The organism is Klebsiella terrigena (assembly GCF_006539725.1).
In the GTDB taxonomy this organism is placed as follows: domain Bacteria; phylum Pseudomonadota; class Gammaproteobacteria; order Enterobacterales; family Enterobacteriaceae; genus Klebsiella; species Klebsiella terrigena.
In genome coordinates this window covers 90842-106440 of record NZ_BJNO01000012.1, presented here as the reverse complement: position 1 = coordinate 106440, position 15599 = coordinate 90842, and the positions used below count along the sequence as shown (strand labels likewise).

Below are 15599 nucleotides of genomic sequence, written 5' to 3'. Positions count from 1 at the left end.
CTAAGAATAGCCAATGGATGAACAGAGAGCAGGGCAGGCTGGCGTCTTTACGTCAGGATTGCTGGATAAGTTCACAGAATTTTTCACGTGAGGAACGGATGAAGAGAGTGAAACAATGCACCTGTGCGGCATTTTTCATGGTTTTATCATTTAGCGTGCTAGCGCATCCGCATAGCTTTATCAGCCTGCGAACGGAAGTGGTCGCCGATAACGGACAGCTCACCGGTTTCAAAATGCGCTGGACGATGGATGAGATCACCTCCTCAGACCTGCTATACGATGCCGGCAGCGCGAAGCCGGGAGATGAAGTGTGGAAAAAGCTGGCGGCGGAGGTGATGGCGAACGTCCTTGGGCAGCACTACTTCAGCGAGCTTTGGCATAACGGCCAGCACGTGAAGTTTGATAATCGCCCCGACGGCTACGGTCTGGAGCGCGACGGACACCAGGCGGTGCTGACCTTTACTCTGCCGCTGGCTAAACCGCTGCCCCTCGCGGGACAAACCCTGACGCTTTCGACCTTCGACCCAACCTATTACGTCGATATGTTCTATGACAAGCCGGGCGACGTCACCCTGCCTGCGGCGCTGCGCGCGGGATGCAAGGTGACGGTGGTGACGCCAAAGCCGAATGATAAAATGACGGCTTTTGCGCAGTCGCTCGATAAAGCCGACGCGCCGCCGGAAGATATGGCGCTCGGAACCTATTTTGCTCAGAAGGTGACGCTGACATGTCAGTAGTATTCTCAACCCCTTCCCGGGCTTCCCGCCTGCGCCAGCTGTGGCCGCTGGCGCTGTTTTTAGCGCTGGCAGCGGGTGCCGGCGTCTGGCTCTGGCAGGCCTGGCCGGAGGTGATGCTGCAAAGCGCTATCTGGCAGCGGGCGCTCAATTTTGAGCTTAGCGGCCTGCTGAAAGCGGTGGCCGAAAATCCGCGCGCGGCGGGGCTTTCGCTGCTGGCGTTTAGCTTTATTTACGGCGTCCTGCACGCCCTGGGGCCGGGGCACGGCAAGATTGTGATTACCACCTGGCTGGCGACGCATCCCGCGAAGCTGCGCTCGAGCATTGCGCTGACGCTGGCCGCCTCGCTCCTGCAGGGCGCGGTGGCGATTGTGCTGGTGGTGGTGGTGCTAACCCTGCTGCAGCTGCCCGCAAGGCAGCTTCATCTCAGCAGCTTCTGGCTGGAGAAGGGGAGCTATCTGCTGGTCGGCGCGCTGGGCCTGCTGTTGTGCTGGCGGGCGCTGAAAAAGCTGCGCGGGCAGCTGCGTCGGCCAACGTTTAGCGCCTTTACGCCCCATCATGTTCATCATGCGCACTGCGGCTGCGGGCATCAGCATATGCCGGCGCCGGAGCAGCTGCAAAGCGGCGACGACTGGCGCGCGCGGCTGGCCATCGTTCTGTCGATGGGCATGCGTCCCTGTTCTGGGGCGATCATGGTCCTGCTGTTTAGTAAGGTAATTGGCGTCTTTGGCTGGGGAATGGCGGCGGCGCTGGCAATGGCGGCGGGAACCTCGCTGACCATTAGCGGGCTGGCGCTGCTGGTGCACGGCTTTCGTCAGCTGGCCGTTAGGCTTAGTGCGAATAAAACGCCGCCTCTTTGGCAGCAGATTGGCTGGTCGACTTTGGCGCTGTCCGGCGGCGTCATTTTAGTGGCGGCGGCGGTGGTGATGTGGAGCAGTGCGGTGCCGGGCGGCGGCGGACTGCGGCCGTTTTGAGTGATACTCTCACCCCGGGCGGGCCGGGGTGAGGTGAGAGAGATTAACGCTTCAGCGCTTCGCTCAGCTCTTCACGCATGTTGGCCAGCATGGCTTTAACGACGCGCGGGTTGCCGGCAACGATGTTGCCGCTGTACAGGTGGTTATGGCCACCGGTAAAGTCGCAAACGATAGCGCCCGCTTCACGAGCGATCAGCTCGCCAGCAGCGAAATCCCACGGCTTCAGCGCGATCTCGAAGTAGCCATCAACGCGGCCGGCGGCAACGTAGGCCAGATCCAGAGCTGCAGAACCGGTGCGGCGGAAGTCAGCGCATTCGGTAAACATTTTGCCCAGAATATTCATATAAGTGGTGGCGTGCTGTTTCGCTTTGAACGGGAAACCGGTAGCGATAATTGTGCCATCCAGATCGCGAGCGGTGCTGCCGCGCAGACGATAGCCGTTCAGCTGAGCACCCTGGCCGCGGGTTGCTGTGAAGAGTTCGTTGCGCATTGGATCGTAAACCACGGCGACTTCGGTACGGCCTTTAATGCGTACGGCGATGGATACGGAGAAGTGCGGCAGGCGTTTTACGAAGTTGGTGGTGCCATCCAGTGGATCGATAACCCATTGAACATCCTGATCTTCACCTACGTGCTCACCGCTTTCTTCGGTGATAATAGTGTGCTGCGGGTAAGATTTGCGAATCGTTTCAATAATCAGCGCTTCGGCTGCCTTATCGACGTTAGTCACAAAATCATTGCTGCCTTTCTGGCTGGTTTCTACGGAGTCTGGGGTTTCGTAGTGCTTGGCAATTAAATTACCCGCCTTGCGCGCTGCGCGCACGGCGATATTCAGCATCGGATGCATCGGTCTCTCTCACTGGATGTTAAAGAACGGGAAAAAACGGCGCACATAGTAACAGTGAAATCTGCCTATGTCTTCGTTTTATGATAGCATGCGTGAATAATCTTTAGCCGAAGAACTCTAATGCTGCAAAATATTCGAATCGTACTGGTAGAAACATCACACACTGGCAATATGGGCTCCGTGGCCCGGGCAATGAAAACCATGGGCCTGACAAACCTGTGGCTGGTCAATCCGCTGGTTAAGCCTGACTCGCAGGCTATCGCCCTGGCGGCCGGCGCCAGCGACGTTATCGGCAATGCGCATATCGTCGATACGCTGGATGAAGCCTTGGCCGGATGCAGCCTGGTGGTCGGTACCAGCGCCCGTTCGCGTACTTTGCCGTGGCCGATGCTCGACCCGCGCGAGTGCGGCCTGAAGAGCGTTTCAGAAGGCCAGCACGCCCCGGTGGCGCTGGTCTTCGGCCGCGAGCGCGTCGGTTTGACCAACGACGAGCTGCAGAAATGCCATTACCACGTCGCGATTGCCGCCAACCCGGAGTATAGCTCGCTGAACCTGGCGATGGCGGTGCAGGTCATCGCTTATGAAGTGCGGATGGCGTGGCTGGCGACTCAGGATCAGGAGCAGCCGCAGGTCGAACAGCAGGAAGAGACGCCGTATCCGCTGGTGGATGATTTAGAGCGCTTTTACGGCCATCTTGAGCAGACGCTGCTGGCGACCGGCTTTATTCGCGCCAGCCATCCGGGGCAGGTGATGAACAAACTGCGTCGTCTGTTTACCCGCGCGCGCCCGGAAAGCCAGGAGCTGAATATCCTGCGCGGAATGCTGGCGTCGATTGAGCAGCAGCACAAGAACAAAGAGTAAACCGGCCTCTTTGCGGCGAATCAAGGCCGCAGACGGGCGCGCCGAGTCGATGTCCGGTTGCCCTGAGAGCCGCAGTACGGCAGGGAATATGGGCTTCAGGACGTAAGGGCACAGATAGCCAAATACCTGACTAAAACAGTCAAGTAAATAGTTGACCAAATTACTCGGGAATGTCAGACTTGGCCCTGCTATGCAATACCCATATTAATAAAAAGCCCGGGCAGGGGCGAGTTTGAGGTTAAGTAAGACATGAGACTGACATCTAAAGGGCGTTATGCTGTGACCGCGATGCTGGACGTCGCGCTCAACTCTGAATCGGGCCCGGTTCCGTTAGCTGATATTTCTGAGCGTCAGGGGATTTCGCTTTCCTATCTGGAACAGCTGTTTTCCCGCCTGCGTAAAAATGGTCTGGTATCGAGCGTTCGCGGTCCAGGCGGCGGTTATTTATTAGGTAAAGAAGCCGGTAGCATCGCCGTTGGCGAAGTTATCAGCGCGGTTGATGAGTCCGTTGACGCCACCCGTTGTCAGGGTAAAGGCGGCTGCCAGGGCGGCGATAAATGCCTGACCCACGCGCTGTGGCGCGACCTGAGCGAGCGCCTGACCAGCTTCCTGAACAACATCACGCTGGGCGAACTGGTGAACAACCAGGAAATCCTCGATGTTTCAGGCCGTCAGCACAGCCATGAATCCCAGCGTAATACCCGCACCCAGGACGCTATCGACGTCAAACTGCGTGCGTAGTACTCGTTCTGTTTCAGCTTGCGGCCCGTTCGCCGCAGGGTGAAACGTTCAGGGTAAAAATTATAAAAGATTTTCGAATCAGGCCGGGATGTTGCGACATCCCGTATACCCGGTCGTACATCAAGCCGGCCGCCTGGTTCCTTGCATTGAGTGATGTACGGAGTTAAAGAGCAATGAAATTACCGATTTATCTCGATTACTCCGCAACAACGCCGGTGGACCCGCGTGTTGCCGAGAAAATGATGCAGTTTCTGACCCTGGACGGGACCTTTGGTAACCCGGCCTCTCGTTCACACCGTTTTGGCTGGCAGGCTGAAGAGGCGGTAGATATCGCCCGTAATCAGATTGCCGAGCTGGTCGGTGCTGACCCGCGCGAAATCGTCTTTACCTCAGGCGCAACGGAATCCGACAACCTGGCGATCAAAGGTGCAGCCAACTTTTATCAGAAAAAAGGCAAGCACATTATCACCAGCAAAACCGAGCACAAAGCCGTGCTGGACACCTGTCGTCAGCTGGAGCGTGAAGGCTTCGAGATAACCTACCTTGCGCCTCAGCGCAACGGTATTATCGATCTGAAAGAGCTGGAAGCGGCCATGCGTGATGACACCATCGTGGTTTCCATCATGCACGTGAACAACGAAATCGGCGTGGTGCAGGACATCGCTACCATCGGCGAAATGTGCCGCGCACGCGGTATCATTTATCACGTTGACGCCACCCAGAGCGTGGGCAAACTGCCTATCGACCTGAGCCAGCTGAAAGTTGACCTGATGTCCTTCTCCGGTCACAAAATTTATGGCCCGAAAGGCATTGGCGCGCTGTACGTCCGTCGCAAACCGCGTATTCGTATTGAAGCGCAGATGCACGGCGGCGGTCACGAGCGCGGCATGCGTTCAGGCACTCTGCCTGTCCACCAGATCGTCGGTATGGGTGAAGCTTACCGTATCGCGAAAGAAGAGATGGAAACCGAGATGGCGCGCCTGCGCGGTCTGCGTAACCGTCTGTGGGAAGGCGTAAAAGATATGGAAGAGGTTTACCTCAACGGTGACCTCGCGCAGGGCGCGCCGAACATTCTCAACGTCAGCTTCAACTATGTTGAAGGCGAATCGCTGATTATGGCACTGAAAGACCTGGCCGTTTCCTCCGGTTCCGCTTGTACCTCAGCGAGCCTCGAGCCATCCTACGTGCTCCGCGCGCTGGGCATGACTGATGAACTGGCACACAGTTCTATCCGTTTCTCTTTAGGTCGTTTTACTACCGAAGAAGAGATTGACTACACCATCAACCTGGTTCGCAACTCCATTGGTCGTCTGCGCGATCTTTCTCCGCTGTGGGAAATGTTCAAGCAGGGCGTGGATCTGAACAGCATTGAATGGTCACATCATTAATCGGTAGGCATTAAGGAGAATTAATCATGGCATACAGCGAAAAAGTTATCGATCATTACGAGAATCCGCGCAACGTTGGCTCTTTTGACAACAGCGACGACTCCGTCGGTAGTGGCATGGTCGGCGCGCCGGCGTGCGGCGACGTTATGAAGCTGCAGATCAAAGTCAACAATGAAGGTATCATTGAAGACGCGCGCTTCAAGACCTACGGCTGCGGTTCCGCTATCGCCTCCAGCTCCCTGGTCACCGAGTGGGTGAAGGGCAAGTCTCTGGACGAAGCTCAGGCTATCAAGAACACCGATATCGCCGATGAACTCGAACTGCCGCCGGTAAAAATCCACTGCTCTATCCTGGCGGAAGACGCGATTAAAGCCGCGATTGCGGATTACAAAAGCAAACGTGAAGCGAAATAATTAAGAGGTTATTGTATGTCGATTACTCTTAGCGACAGCGCAGCGTCGCGAGTGAATACCTTCCTGGCCAACCGCGGCAAAGGCTTTGGCCTGCGCTTAGGTGTTCGCACCTCCGGATGTTCAGGTATGGCCTACGTGCTGGAATTTGTTGACGAGCCGGCGGCAGAAGACACCGTGTTTGAAGATAAAGGCGTCAAGGTAGTGATCGACGGCAAAAGCCTGCAGTTCCTCGACGGCACTCAGCTGGACTTTGTTAAAGAAGGCCTGAATGAAGGGTTTAAGTTTACGAACCCGAACATCAAAGATGAGTGCGGCTGCGGCGAAAGCTTCAACGTGTAATCTGCACTATATCCGCTGAATTTCGGCGCAGCATCGCGGCGGCAGGCGGGCGTTTCCCGATACGCTTACGACAGTAGGCGAACGCCGCCGGTTAAGATGCGACCTGAGAGGCGCGGATATATAACCCCACTGCGGAGTACCGTGCGTGGGGTTTGCTTTATCTCGTTAACCCTGAGGTTACTATGGACTATTTTGCCCTCTTCGGGTTACCGGTCAGTTATACCCTTTCGCAAGAACAGCTGGCTGTCCGGTACCAGGATTTACAGCGCCAGTATCACCCCGACCGGTTCGCCAGCGCCAGCGCCGCCGAACAGCTCGCCTCCGTGCAGCACTCCGCGACGATTAATCAGGCCTGGCAAACGCTGCGTCATCCGCTGACCCGCGCCGAATATATCCTTTCGCTTCACGGCTTCGATTTAGCCAGCGAACAGCACACCGTGCGCGACACCGCGTTCCTGATGGAGCAGCTGGAGCTGCGCGAAGAGCTGGATGAGATCGAAAAATCGCAGGATGAAGCGCGTTTGACCGCGTTTATTCAGCGCGTGAAGGGGATGTACGACGTTCGTCAGCGGCAGGTCGTTGAGCAGTTAGACAGCGAAGCGTGGGAGACAGCGGCGGATACCGTGCGTAAGCTGCGTTTTCTCGATAAACTTCAGAATGTTGCAGAACAACTCGAAGAAAAGTTTTTTTCACTCTAACCTGTTCGGGTCGCCATGCAGCCAACGTAGCTGCAACACAGATTATGACGAGTAAATTAATATTCGGAAGCAATTATGGCCTTATTACAAATTAGTGAGCCTGGCCTGAGTGCCGCGCCGCACCAGCGTCGTCTGGCGGCGGGTATTGACCTGGGTACCACCAATTCACTGGTCGCCACCGTGCGTAGCGGCCAGGCCGAAACTCTGCCCGATCGCCAGGGACGCTACCTGCTGCCTTCGGTGGTGAACTACCAGCCCTCCGGCCTCAGCGTCGGCTATGATGCCCGACAGAATGCGGCGCTGGATCCGGTTAACACCATCAGCTCGGTGAAGCGCATGATGGGGCGCTCGCTGGTCGATATTCAGACCCGCTACCCGCATCTGCCTTACCAGCTGCAGGCCAGCGAAAACGGCCTGCCCATGATTCAAACCGCCGGCGGCCTGCTTAATCCGGTCCGCGTTTCTGCCGATATCCTCAAGGCGCTGGCCGCCCGCGCCACGGAAGCCCTTGCCGGCGACCTCGACGGCGTGGTGATCACCGTCCCGGCCTACTTCGACGATGCGCAGCGTCAGGGCACTAAAGACGCCGCGCGTCTGGCCGGCCTGCACGTGCTGCGTCTGCTGAACGAACCGACGGCGGCGGCGATTGCCTACGGCCTCGACTCCGGTCAGGAAGGGGTTATCGCGGTCTACGATCTCGGCGGCGGCACCTTTGATATTTCCGTACTGCGCCTCAGCCGCGGCGTCTTCGAAGTCCTGGCCACCGGCGGCGACTCGGCGCTCGGCGGCGATGATTTTGACCATCTGCTGGCGGACTATCTGCGCGAGCAGGCGGGCCTCAGCGATCGCAGCGATAACCGCCTGCAGCGCGAGCTGCTGGACGCGGCTATTGCGGCCAAAATTGCCCTCAGCGCAGCGGAAACCGCCCGCGTTGACGTCGGCGGCTGGCAGGGCGAAATCACCCGTAGCCACTTTAATGAGCTGATTGCTCCGCTGGTTAAGCGCACTCTGCTGGCCTGTCGTCGCGCGTTGAAGGACGCCGGCGTAAGCGCGGAAGAGGTGCTGGAAGTGGTGATGGTGGGCGGTTCAACCCGCGTGCCGCTGGTGCGCGAGCGCGTCGGCGAGTTTTTTGGCCGTACCCCGCTGACCACCATCGACCCGGATAAAGTTGTCGCCATCGGCGCCGCCATTCAGGCCGATATTCTGGTCGGCAACAAGCCGGACAGCGAGCTGCTGCTGCTCGACGTTATCCCGCTCTCTCTGGGGCTGGAAACGATGGGCGGCCTGGTGGAGAAAGTGATCCCGCGCAATACCACCATCCCGGTGGCCCGCGCCCAGGAGTTCACCACCTTTAAAGACGGTCAGACGGCGATGTCTATCCACGTCATGCAGGGCGAACGCGAGCTGGTGCAGGACTGCCGTTCGCTGGCGCGCTTTGCGCTGCGCGGTATCCCGGCAATGCCGGCGGGCGGGGCGCATATTCGCGTCACCTTCCAGGTCGATGCCGACGGGCTGCTGAGCGTCACCGCTATGGAAAAATCGACCGCGGTCGAAGCCTCTATTCAGGTGAAACCCTCCTACGGCCTGAGCGACAGCGAAATCGCCACCATGATTAAAGATTCGATGAGCCACGCCGAACAGGACGTTAAGGCGCGAATGCTGGCCGAACAAAAAGTCGAAGCCGCACGCGTTCTGGAAAGCCTGGAAAGCGCGCTGGCCACCGATGCCGCGCTGCTAAGCGCCGCAGAACGTCAGGCTATCGATGACGCAACGGCGCAGCTGCGCGCGGTAGCGACAGGCGATGACGCCGATGCAATTAAAGAAGCCATTAAAAATACAGACACACAAACCCAGGAATTTGCCGCACGCCGCATGGACCAGTCGGTCCGTACCGCGCTGAAAGGCCAATCCGTGGACGAGGTTTAATATGCCAAAGATCGTTTTTCTACCCCACCAGGACCTGTGCCCGGATGGCGTAGTTGTGGAAGCTGAGATCGGTGAGACCATTCTTGATGCCGCGCTGCGTAGCGGTATTGAGATTGAACACGCCTGTGAAAAATCCTGTGCCTGCACCACCTGCCACTGCATCGTGCGTGAAGGTTTTGACTCGCTGGCCGAAAGTACCGAAGATGAAGACGATATGCTGGATAAGGCCTGGGGGCTGGAACCCGACAGCCGTCTGAGCTGCCAGGCGCGCGTGACCGCCGACGATCTGGTCGTCGAAATTCCGCGCTACACCATCAACCACGCACGCGAGCATTAATATGGCACTGAAATGGACCGACAGTCGTGAAATTGGCGAAGCGCTGTATGACGCCTTCCCGGATCTCGACCCGAAAACCGTTCGCTTCACCGATTTGCATCAGTGGATTTGCGAGCTGGAAGAGTTTAATGACGATCCAAACGCATCCAATGAAAAAATTCTGGAGGCAATTCTGCTAGTCTGGTTAGACGAAGCAGAATAATTTTCGCGTCATGCTCCACGTTGCAGATGCGTTGGCCGCGTTCGCTCACCCCAATCGCATAGTTATCTACGCTCCAGGGGATTTGCTTACTTGCCGCCTTCCTGCAACGCGAATCATTTAGCGGAAAATTTTAACGGGCTGCCATAGGGTGGCCCGTTTGCTAATAAGGATGAATAAAATGACCGAAGCTATGAAAATTACGCTTACCGTTCAGCCAGCCGACGCGCGCTGGGGAGAAAAAGCGGCTTACAGCATTAACAACGACGGCATCACCCTGCATCTCAACGGTAAAGACGACCTGGGCCTGATTCAGCGCGCGGCGCGTAAAGTTGACGGCATGGGTATCAGGCACGTTGCGCTCGACGGCGAAGGTTGGAATACCGACCGCGCGTGGGCGTTCTGGGCGGGTTATAAAGGGCCGAAAGGCAGCCGCCAGGTTGAGTGGCCGGCGCTGGACGAAGCGCAAAAGCGCGAGCTGGATAGCCGTCTGGCTATTATTGACTGGGTGCGTGACACCATTAACGCCCCGGCGGAAGAGCTCGGCCCGGAGCAGTTGGCCCAGCGCGCGGTCGACCTGCTGTGCGGCGTTGGCTGCGATAACGTCGCTTACCGCATCACCAAAGGCGAAGACCTGCGCGAGCAGAACTACCTTGGCCTGCACACCGTCGGACGCGGCTCCGAGCGCCCGCCGGTTCTGCTGGCGCTGGACTACAACCCAACCGGCGATAAAGACGCGCCGGTTTACGCCTGCCTGGTGGGGAAAGGCATCACCTTCGATTCCGGCGGCTACAGCATCAAGCAGAGCGCGTTTATGGATTCGATGAAGTCCGACATGGGCGGCGCGGCCACGGTGACCGGCGCGCTGGCGTTTGCGATTACCCGCGGTCTGAATAAGCGCGTGAAGCTCTATCTGTGCTGCGCCGACAACCTGATTAGCGGCAACGCCTTCAAGCTGGGCGATATCATTCGCTACCGTAACGGTAAAACCGTAGAAATTATGAACACCGACGCCGAAGGCCGCCTGGTGCTGGCGGATGGCCTGATCGATGCCTCTGCGCAGAAGCCGGAGCTGATTATCGACGCGGCGACGCTGACCGGCGCGGCGAAAACCGCCCTGGGCAACGACTACCACGCGCTGTTCAGCTTCGACGACGCGCTGGCGTCTCGCCTGCTGGCGAGCGCGCAGGCGGAAAACGAAGCCTTCTGGCGCCTGCCGCTGGCGGAGTTCCACCGCGGCCAGCTGCCGTCGAACTTCGCCGAGCTGAACAACACCGGCAGCGCCGCCTATCCGGCGGGCGCGAGCACGGCGGCAGGGTTCCTGTCCCATTTCGTTGAGAACTATCATCAGGGCTGGCTGCATATCGACTGCTCCGCAACCTACCGTAAATCCGCCGTTGAGCAGTGGTCGGCCGGCGCGACGGGGCTCGGCGTACGCACGATTGCCAATCTGTTAACCGCAGAGTAAAAAATGGCGGGGCGCTGGCGCCCCGAATTGTCTCACCCCGGCCCGCGGCCGGGAATTGCTGATTCTGATGTTGTGAGAGCCATGTCCGAAACTAAAAATGAATTAGAAACGCTGCTGGAAAAGGCGGCGATTGAGCCCGGCCATCGCCCGGCTTTTTTCCGTACGCTGCTGGAGTCCACCGTCTGGGTACCCGGCGCGGCGGCGGAAGGTGAACAGGTTGTGGAAGAGAGTGCCGTCGACCTGCAGCACTGGGAAAAAGACGATGGCGCCTCGGTCATTCCCTTTTTTACCTCGCTGGAGGCCCTGCAGCAGGCGGTCGAAGACGAGCAGTCTTTTGTCGCGATGCCGGCGCGTACGCTGATGGCGATGACCCTGGGCGAGACGCTGTTCCTCAACGCCAAACTGCCGGCCGGAAAAGAGTTCACGCCGAACGAAATCAAGCATCTGCTGGGTGAAGAGGGCGGTCCGCTGAGCACGCAAACCGTGCTGGAAGGCGGGGAGTTGCTGCTGCTCTCTGAGGTGGCCGAGCCGCCGGCGCAGATGGTGGATTCGCTGACCACGCTATTTAAATCCCTGAAAACCGTGAAGCGGGCGTTTCTGTGCTCGATCAAAGATAGCGCGGACGCGCCGGCGAACCTGCTGATCGGCATTGAGGCCGAGGGGGATATCGAAGAGATAATCCAGGCGACCGGCAGCGTGGCAACCGACACCCAGCCCGGCGATGAGCCGATCGATATTTGCCAGGTGGTCGAAGGGGAGAAGGGTATCAGCCACTTTATGATTGCCCATATCACGCCATTCTATGAAAAGCGCTGGGGCAGCTTCCTGCGTGATTTCAAGCAAAACCGCATTATCTGATGACGGCGGGGCGCTAACCCCGCCGCTGTTTTAGTGCGCCGGCTCTATCGGCAAATCGGCGCGGGCGCCCCATTCGCTCCACGAACCGTCGTACAGGCTGACGCCGTTAACGCCCAGCGTTGTCAGCGCCAGCACCACCACCGCCGCCGTGACGCCGGATCCGCAGCTGGCGATAATCGGCCGCTCGAAGTCTACGCCCTGGCGCAGGAAAATATCGTTCAGCTCGTCGATAGTTTTCAGCTCGCCGTTAATCACCAGCTCGGTCCACGGAACGTTCAGCGCCCCGGGAATATGCCCCCGGCGCAGGCCAGGACGCGGCTCATCGACGAGACCGTTAAAGCGCCCGGCCGGACGCGCGTCGACGATCTGGGCCGATCCTTCATGGCTCACCAGCAGCACGTCGGTCAGCCGCTTAACCACCAGCGGATCGAAGCGGCCGTCGAATTCGCCCTCCGGCAGCTGCGGCTCGTCCTGCTCCAGCGGCAGCTCATCGCGCCGCCAGCCGGCCAGCCCGCCGGCGAGAATAGAGACGTTTTCAACCCCGAAGGTCCGCAGCATCCACCAGGCGCGCGGCGCCGAGAAGAGGTTGCCCTCATCGTAAACCACCAGATGCTTATCGCTGCTGACGCCCAGCTCGCGCATCGCCACGGCGAAGGCTTCCGCCCGCGGCATCATATGCGGCAGCGGGCTGGTGCGATCGGATAGGGCTTCAATATCGAAAAAGACGGCGTTGGGAATATGGCCCGCGCGATATTCCGCATCCATATCACGCAGGGATTCCTGACCTGCTGGCGCCATTCGGGCATCGATAATCTGGATTTCCGGGTCATCAATATGTTCTGCCAGCCAGTCGGCGGCGACAAAAAACGAAGTGGACATGGCTCTCTCCGTGTCATCAACAATAGATAGATTGTTGATGTTTTTGCCCTTACCGACAAGGCATTTTCACGTAATAGATATCGTAATGTGATATGTCCCCGGCGCACGCCGGGGAGAAACGATCAGAAGCGGTTTTGATGCAGATAGCGCCAGGCGTACTGGGCGTACAGCCCGGCGCCGGTATTCATAACCTGCTCATCAATATTGAAGCATCCGTGATGGTGGGCGTAGTCGCTCCCTTTCTCTTTATTGCCGGAGCCGAGCAGGGCAAAACAGCCGGGGATGTCCTGCATATAAAAGCTGAAATCCTCTCCGCCGGTCGTTGGCTTTTCGCTGAATAGCGCGTCGTCGCCGAAGGCCTCGCGGATCACCGATTGCGCCAGCCGTGCGCTGCGCTCTTCGTTAATTACCGGTGGCGTGCCGTAGCAGTAGTCGACGGCAACGGTGGCACCATACATCGCCGCGGTATGCTGCGCATAGCGCGCTATTGCGGCCTCCAGGCGCTGGCGGGTTTCAATGCTGAAACAGCGCACGGTGCCGTCAAGAACGGCATTTTCGGCAATCACGTTGAACCGGGTGCCGACATCCATTCGGCCGATTGAGACCACCGCGGATTCCAGCGGCGAAGTTTCACGCGCCACGATAGCCTGCAAATTCATCACGAAGGCGGAGGCGACGACTGCCGCATCGATGCAGGCCTCCGGCATTGAGCCGTGACCGCCGCGGCCGCGAAAAGTGACTTTGAGTAAATCCGCGGAGGCAAACGACGACCCCAGGTTGCAGGAGATTTTACCGGCAGGCGAACCGGACCAGATATGCATGCCAAAAATGTTGTCGACGCTATCGAGCGCGCCCTGGTCGATCATGGCCTTCGCCCCCTCGGCAATCTCCTCGGCGGGCTGAAAAATTAAACGCACGTTACCGGACATCTGCTCGCGAACCTCGTACAGTGCACGGGCGGCGGTGAGCAGCATTGCGGTATGGGAATCATGCCCGCAGGCGTGCATTTTCCCGGCGATTTGCGATTTATAGCTGAGCCGATCGTTGAGCTCCTGCACCGGCAGCGCATCCATATCGGCACGCAGGGCGACCGTCTTGCCCGGCCTGCCGCCGGTGATGTCTGCAATGACGCCGGTCGGAACGGTACGACGGCAGGCGATGCCGATGCTCTCCAGTTCCGCCACGACGCGCTCCGTCGTTCGCCGTTCCTCCCACGGCAGCTCCGGGTGGGCGTGGAGATCGCGACGAAAGGCGATTGTCGCCTGCTCTTCTCTGGCGACGATGGCGGTAATAGCGGGGTTAATCATAAAACGGACTCCATAGGTACGTAGAAAATGAAAGCGTTCAGCCCACAGCCGGCACCAGATAGCCCACCAGTATTCCGGCGAGGATGACGGAAACAATCGTCACGGAGATAAACCCGCCGACCAGCATTGGCCCCAGCATGTGCTGAGTCAGCATCTGGCGTTCTTTTTCATCCTGGGTGAGAGAGTTAATGGCTTCGTTGGTGATGATGTAATCCGCCGGAAAGCCGTACAGCGCGGTCAGGGAGATAGCGAATGACATGGCGCCGCTGACGCCGAGCGCTTTCCCTATGGCCCAGGAAACGATGAACATGCCGATAACCGCCGTGGCGATGAGCACCGCCATCGGGAAAAGCAGGCGCAGCAGCATATCCGGCGTGGCTTTGTTCAAGGTATCAAAGATAAACAGCATCAATGCCATTACGGCAAAGCCGAAGCCGTTCGCTTTTTGCAGCGTATGTTTTTCAAGAAAGCCCAATGAAGTAAAGACCACGCCAAAAAACAGGCACAGTACGAACGGGCTGATGCTGACTATGGGCTTTGCCAGCTCGGAGACAAACCAGGCCAGGCAGCCCACTATCGCCAGGCGCAGGAATTTAAAATAGGTACTGTTGTAGCTTGTGGGGATGCGGCTAAACAACCTCGGCATCATTTCTTCACCGCAGGCGAGGAGGGTCCGTTCATCTTCAGCGCTATCAGGATGATGTTCGCCGCTGCGGTAGCGCGTAAGCAGCGCTTTTCCTTCGCGTTGCAGCATGATGGCGGTGAGGGGATAGCCGGCGAATCCCTGCATCACGTAAATCAGAATCGCCAGCACCGACAGATCCACCAGCCCGGCGTTGCTTGCGCCTTGCGACATAATCAATGATGAAACGATCCCGCCGACCAGCGGCGGGATGGTAACCAGCGCGGTGTTGCGATCAAACAGCAGCAGGCTCACCGCGAAGATGGCCACCGTTATCCCGGCGATACCCGCCAGCGCAACGACCACCGTTTTCCACTGGCGCATGAGCTCCTTCAGCGACAGCAGGGTTCCCATATTGGTAATCAGAAGATACATCAGCATGATGGCGACGGGCGCGGTGATTCCCGCCCGGCTGATAATATCCGCCGGGAAAAAAGTCCAGTACCCGCCCAGAAACAGCGCTGCACAAACAAAGACGGAAGGAACCCAGGCTTTTGTCCGCGTAGAAATAACATCGCCTGTATAAAGAATGAAAAGAATAATTAAAAGAGCGCTCATTTGTGACATAGATAATTCCCATATTATTTATTTTATATGTCAATCCGGAACGGATGACTGTTGTGCCGTTATTGATTCCGCAGAACGGGCGGTCAGTGCTACCACCAGAAGTTTTTTAGCCGACGTGGGCATTAACATATATCGTCAATCATGCGCCTGCCGGGCAGCGGCAATGAAACCATTTCTCCATCTGAAGCTGAGAATGGACGGCCGCCGCGAAGGTAAGGGCGGCATGGCATATCACGGTATAGCGTTCAAGTAAGAGAAAACCAACTGGTTGTCAATTTATAGGTGGGGGCTAATGTTAATTTCAGAATTAAGCCGGGCGGAAGTATGCGCTTTCACATTATAATTAAGCCTGTGTATTATCAGTCTCTCTTATTTTCAATT

At 57.9% G+C, this 15599-nt stretch carries 17 protein-coding genes; 13 read left to right on the top strand and 4 right to left on the bottom strand.

Annotated elements, in window-relative coordinates:
* The first annotated feature begins 98 nt into the window (after nucleotides 1-98).
* A complete protein-coding gene (locus RTE01_RS14720; protein ID WP_115192117.1) occupies nucleotides 99-737 on the top strand; it encodes a DUF1007 family protein in 639 nt (212 codons plus the stop codon).
* Nucleotides 728-1708 carry a nickel/cobalt transporter gene (locus RTE01_RS14715; protein WP_076947799.1) on the top strand — a complete coding sequence of 327 codons (981 nt, stop codon included), beginning with the start codon at nucleotides 728-730 and terminating at the stop codon, nucleotides 1706-1708. Before RTE01_RS14720 ends, RTE01_RS14715 begins: the two co-directional genes overlap by 10 nt.
* A 43-nt stretch (nucleotides 1709-1751) precedes the next feature.
* Here RTE01_RS14715 and suhB read toward each other — a convergent pair whose 3' ends face one another.
* Nucleotides 1752-2555 (bottom strand): inositol-1-monophosphatase, encoded by an 804-nt coding sequence (gene suhB / locus RTE01_RS14710; RefSeq protein WP_041146729.1) that lies wholly within the window; start codon nucleotides 2553-2555, stop codon nucleotides 1752-1754.
* 120 nt (nucleotides 2556-2675) lie between these two features.
* Here suhB and trmJ point away from each other — a divergent pair, with 120 nt between their 5' ends.
* From trmJ to sseB, 11 genes are all read left to right on the top strand, one after another.
* A complete protein-coding gene (gene trmJ / locus RTE01_RS14705) occupies nucleotides 2676-3416 on the top strand; it encodes a tRNA (cytosine(32)/uridine(32)-2'-O)-methyltransferase TrmJ (protein ID WP_041146728.1) in 741 nt (246 codons plus the stop codon).
* 249 nt (nucleotides 3417-3665) lie between these two features.
* Nucleotides 3666-4157: a Fe-S cluster assembly transcriptional regulator IscR gene (gene iscR, locus RTE01_RS14700; RefSeq protein WP_041146727.1), complete on the top strand. Its 492-nt coding sequence runs from the start codon at nucleotides 3666-3668 to the stop codon at nucleotides 4155-4157.
* Between the two features lie 173 nt (nucleotides 4158-4330).
* Nucleotides 4331-5545 carry a cysteine desulfurase gene (gene iscS / locus RTE01_RS14695; protein WP_041146726.1) on the top strand — a complete coding sequence of 405 codons (1215 nt, stop codon included), beginning with the start codon at nucleotides 4331-4333 and terminating at the stop codon, nucleotides 5543-5545.
* 26 nt (nucleotides 5546-5571) lie between these two features.
* Nucleotides 5572-5958 carry a Fe-S cluster assembly scaffold IscU gene (iscU, locus tag RTE01_RS14690; protein ID WP_004866383.1) on the top strand — a complete coding sequence of 129 codons (387 nt, stop codon included), beginning with the start codon at nucleotides 5572-5574 and terminating at the stop codon, nucleotides 5956-5958.
* Between the two features lie 15 nt (nucleotides 5959-5973).
* Complete coding sequence (iscA, locus tag RTE01_RS14685; RefSeq protein ID WP_041146725.1) at nucleotides 5974-6297, top strand: iron-sulfur cluster assembly protein IscA; 324 nt, start codon at nucleotides 5974-5976, stop codon at nucleotides 6295-6297.
* Nucleotides 6298-6479: 182 nt separating this feature from the next.
* Nucleotides 6480-6995: a co-chaperone HscB gene (gene hscB, locus RTE01_RS14680; protein WP_041146724.1), complete on the top strand. Its 516-nt coding sequence runs from the start codon at nucleotides 6480-6482 to the stop codon at nucleotides 6993-6995.
* A 75-nt stretch (nucleotides 6996-7070) separates the two neighbouring features.
* Nucleotides 7071-8921: a Fe-S protein assembly chaperone HscA gene (gene hscA / locus RTE01_RS14675; protein ID WP_076947802.1), complete on the top strand. Its 1851-nt coding sequence runs from the start codon at nucleotides 7071-7073 to the stop codon at nucleotides 8919-8921.
* A 1-nt stretch (nucleotide 8922) separates the two neighbouring features.
* Nucleotides 8923-9258, top strand: coding sequence for an ISC system 2Fe-2S type ferredoxin (gene fdx / locus RTE01_RS14670; RefSeq protein ID WP_041146722.1), 336 nt, complete (start codon nucleotides 8923-8925; stop codon nucleotides 9256-9258).
* Between the two features lies 1 nt (nucleotide 9259).
* Nucleotides 9260-9460: a Fe-S cluster assembly protein IscX gene (gene iscX, locus RTE01_RS14665; RefSeq protein ID WP_041146721.1), complete on the top strand. Its 201-nt coding sequence runs from the start codon at nucleotides 9260-9262 to the stop codon at nucleotides 9458-9460.
* Nucleotides 9461-9638: 178 nt separating this feature from the next.
* On the top strand, nucleotides 9639-10925 hold the full coding sequence (gene pepB / locus RTE01_RS14660) for an aminopeptidase PepB (protein WP_041146720.1): 1287 nt from the start codon (nucleotides 9639-9641) through the stop codon (nucleotides 10923-10925).
* A gap of 81 nt (nucleotides 10926-11006) precedes the next feature.
* Nucleotides 11007-11783, top strand: coding sequence for an enhanced serine sensitivity protein SseB (gene sseB / locus RTE01_RS14655; protein WP_134527282.1), 777 nt, complete (start codon nucleotides 11007-11009; stop codon nucleotides 11781-11783).
* A gap of 30 nt (nucleotides 11784-11813) precedes the next feature.
* Here sseB and sseA read toward each other — a convergent pair whose 3' ends face one another.
* The 3 genes from sseA to RTE01_RS14640 form a co-directional block, all read right to left on the bottom strand.
* On the bottom strand, nucleotides 11814-12662 hold the full coding sequence (gene sseA, locus RTE01_RS14650; protein ID WP_041146718.1) for a 3-mercaptopyruvate sulfurtransferase: 849 nt from the start codon (nucleotides 12660-12662) through the stop codon (nucleotides 11814-11816).
* Nucleotides 12663-12784: 122 nt separating this feature from the next.
* Nucleotides 12785-13969, bottom strand: a complete 1185-nt coding sequence (locus RTE01_RS14645) for an amidohydrolase (protein WP_134527279.1) — start codon at nucleotides 13967-13969, stop codon at nucleotides 12785-12787.
* Between the two features lie 37 nt (nucleotides 13970-14006).
* The gene (locus RTE01_RS14640; protein WP_041146716.1) at nucleotides 14007-15218 is read right to left on the bottom strand and encodes a hypothetical protein; all 1212 of its coding nucleotides are present in this window, start codon (nucleotides 15216-15218) and stop codon (nucleotides 14007-14009) included.
* Between the last annotated feature and the right edge of the window lie 381 nt (nucleotides 15219-15599).

Coding starts and splice junctions, on each gene's coding strand:
- hscA (WP_076947802.1), top strand. CDS start 7,071: ATGGCCTTATTACAAATTAGTGAGCCTGGCCTGAGTGCCGCGCCGCAC.
- iscS (WP_041146726.1), top strand. CDS start 4,331: ATGAAATTACCGATTTATCTCGATTACTCCGCAACAACGCCGGTGGAC.
- iscA (WP_041146725.1), top strand. CDS start 5,974: ATGTCGATTACTCTTAGCGACAGCGCAGCGTCGCGAGTGAATACCTTC.
- iscU (WP_004866383.1), top strand. CDS start 5,572: ATGGCATACAGCGAAAAAGTTATCGATCATTACGAGAATCCGCGCAAC.
- suhB (WP_041146729.1), bottom strand. CDS start 2,555: ATGCATCCGATGCTGAATATCGCCGTGCGCGCAGCGCGCAAGGCGGGT.
- RTE01_RS14640 (WP_041146716.1), bottom strand. CDS start 15,218: ATGTCACAAATGAGCGCTCTTTTAATTATTCTTTTCATTCTTTATACA.
- sseA (WP_041146718.1), bottom strand. CDS start 12,662: ATGTCCACTTCGTTTTTTGTCGCCGCCGACTGGCTGGCAGAACATATT.
- RTE01_RS14720 (WP_115192117.1), top strand. CDS start 99: ATGAAGAGAGTGAAACAATGCACCTGTGCGGCATTTTTCATGGTTTTA.
- fdx (WP_041146722.1), top strand. CDS start 8,923: ATGCCAAAGATCGTTTTTCTACCCCACCAGGACCTGTGCCCGGATGGC.
- RTE01_RS14645 (WP_134527279.1), bottom strand. CDS start 13,969: ATGATTAACCCCGCTATTACCGCCATCGTCGCCAGAGAAGAGCAGGCG.
- trmJ (WP_041146728.1), top strand. CDS start 2,676: ATGCTGCAAAATATTCGAATCGTACTGGTAGAAACATCACACACTGGC.
- pepB (WP_041146720.1), top strand. CDS start 9,639: ATGACCGAAGCTATGAAAATTACGCTTACCGTTCAGCCAGCCGACGCG.
- RTE01_RS14715 (WP_076947799.1), top strand. CDS start 728: ATGTCAGTAGTATTCTCAACCCCTTCCCGGGCTTCCCGCCTGCGCCAG.
- iscX (WP_041146721.1), top strand. CDS start 9,260: ATGGCACTGAAATGGACCGACAGTCGTGAAATTGGCGAAGCGCTGTAT.
- iscR (WP_041146727.1), top strand. CDS start 3,666: ATGAGACTGACATCTAAAGGGCGTTATGCTGTGACCGCGATGCTGGAC.
- hscB (WP_041146724.1), top strand. CDS start 6,480: ATGGACTATTTTGCCCTCTTCGGGTTACCGGTCAGTTATACCCTTTCG.
- sseB (WP_134527282.1), top strand. CDS start 11,007: ATGTCCGAAACTAAAAATGAATTAGAAACGCTGCTGGAAAAGGCGGCG.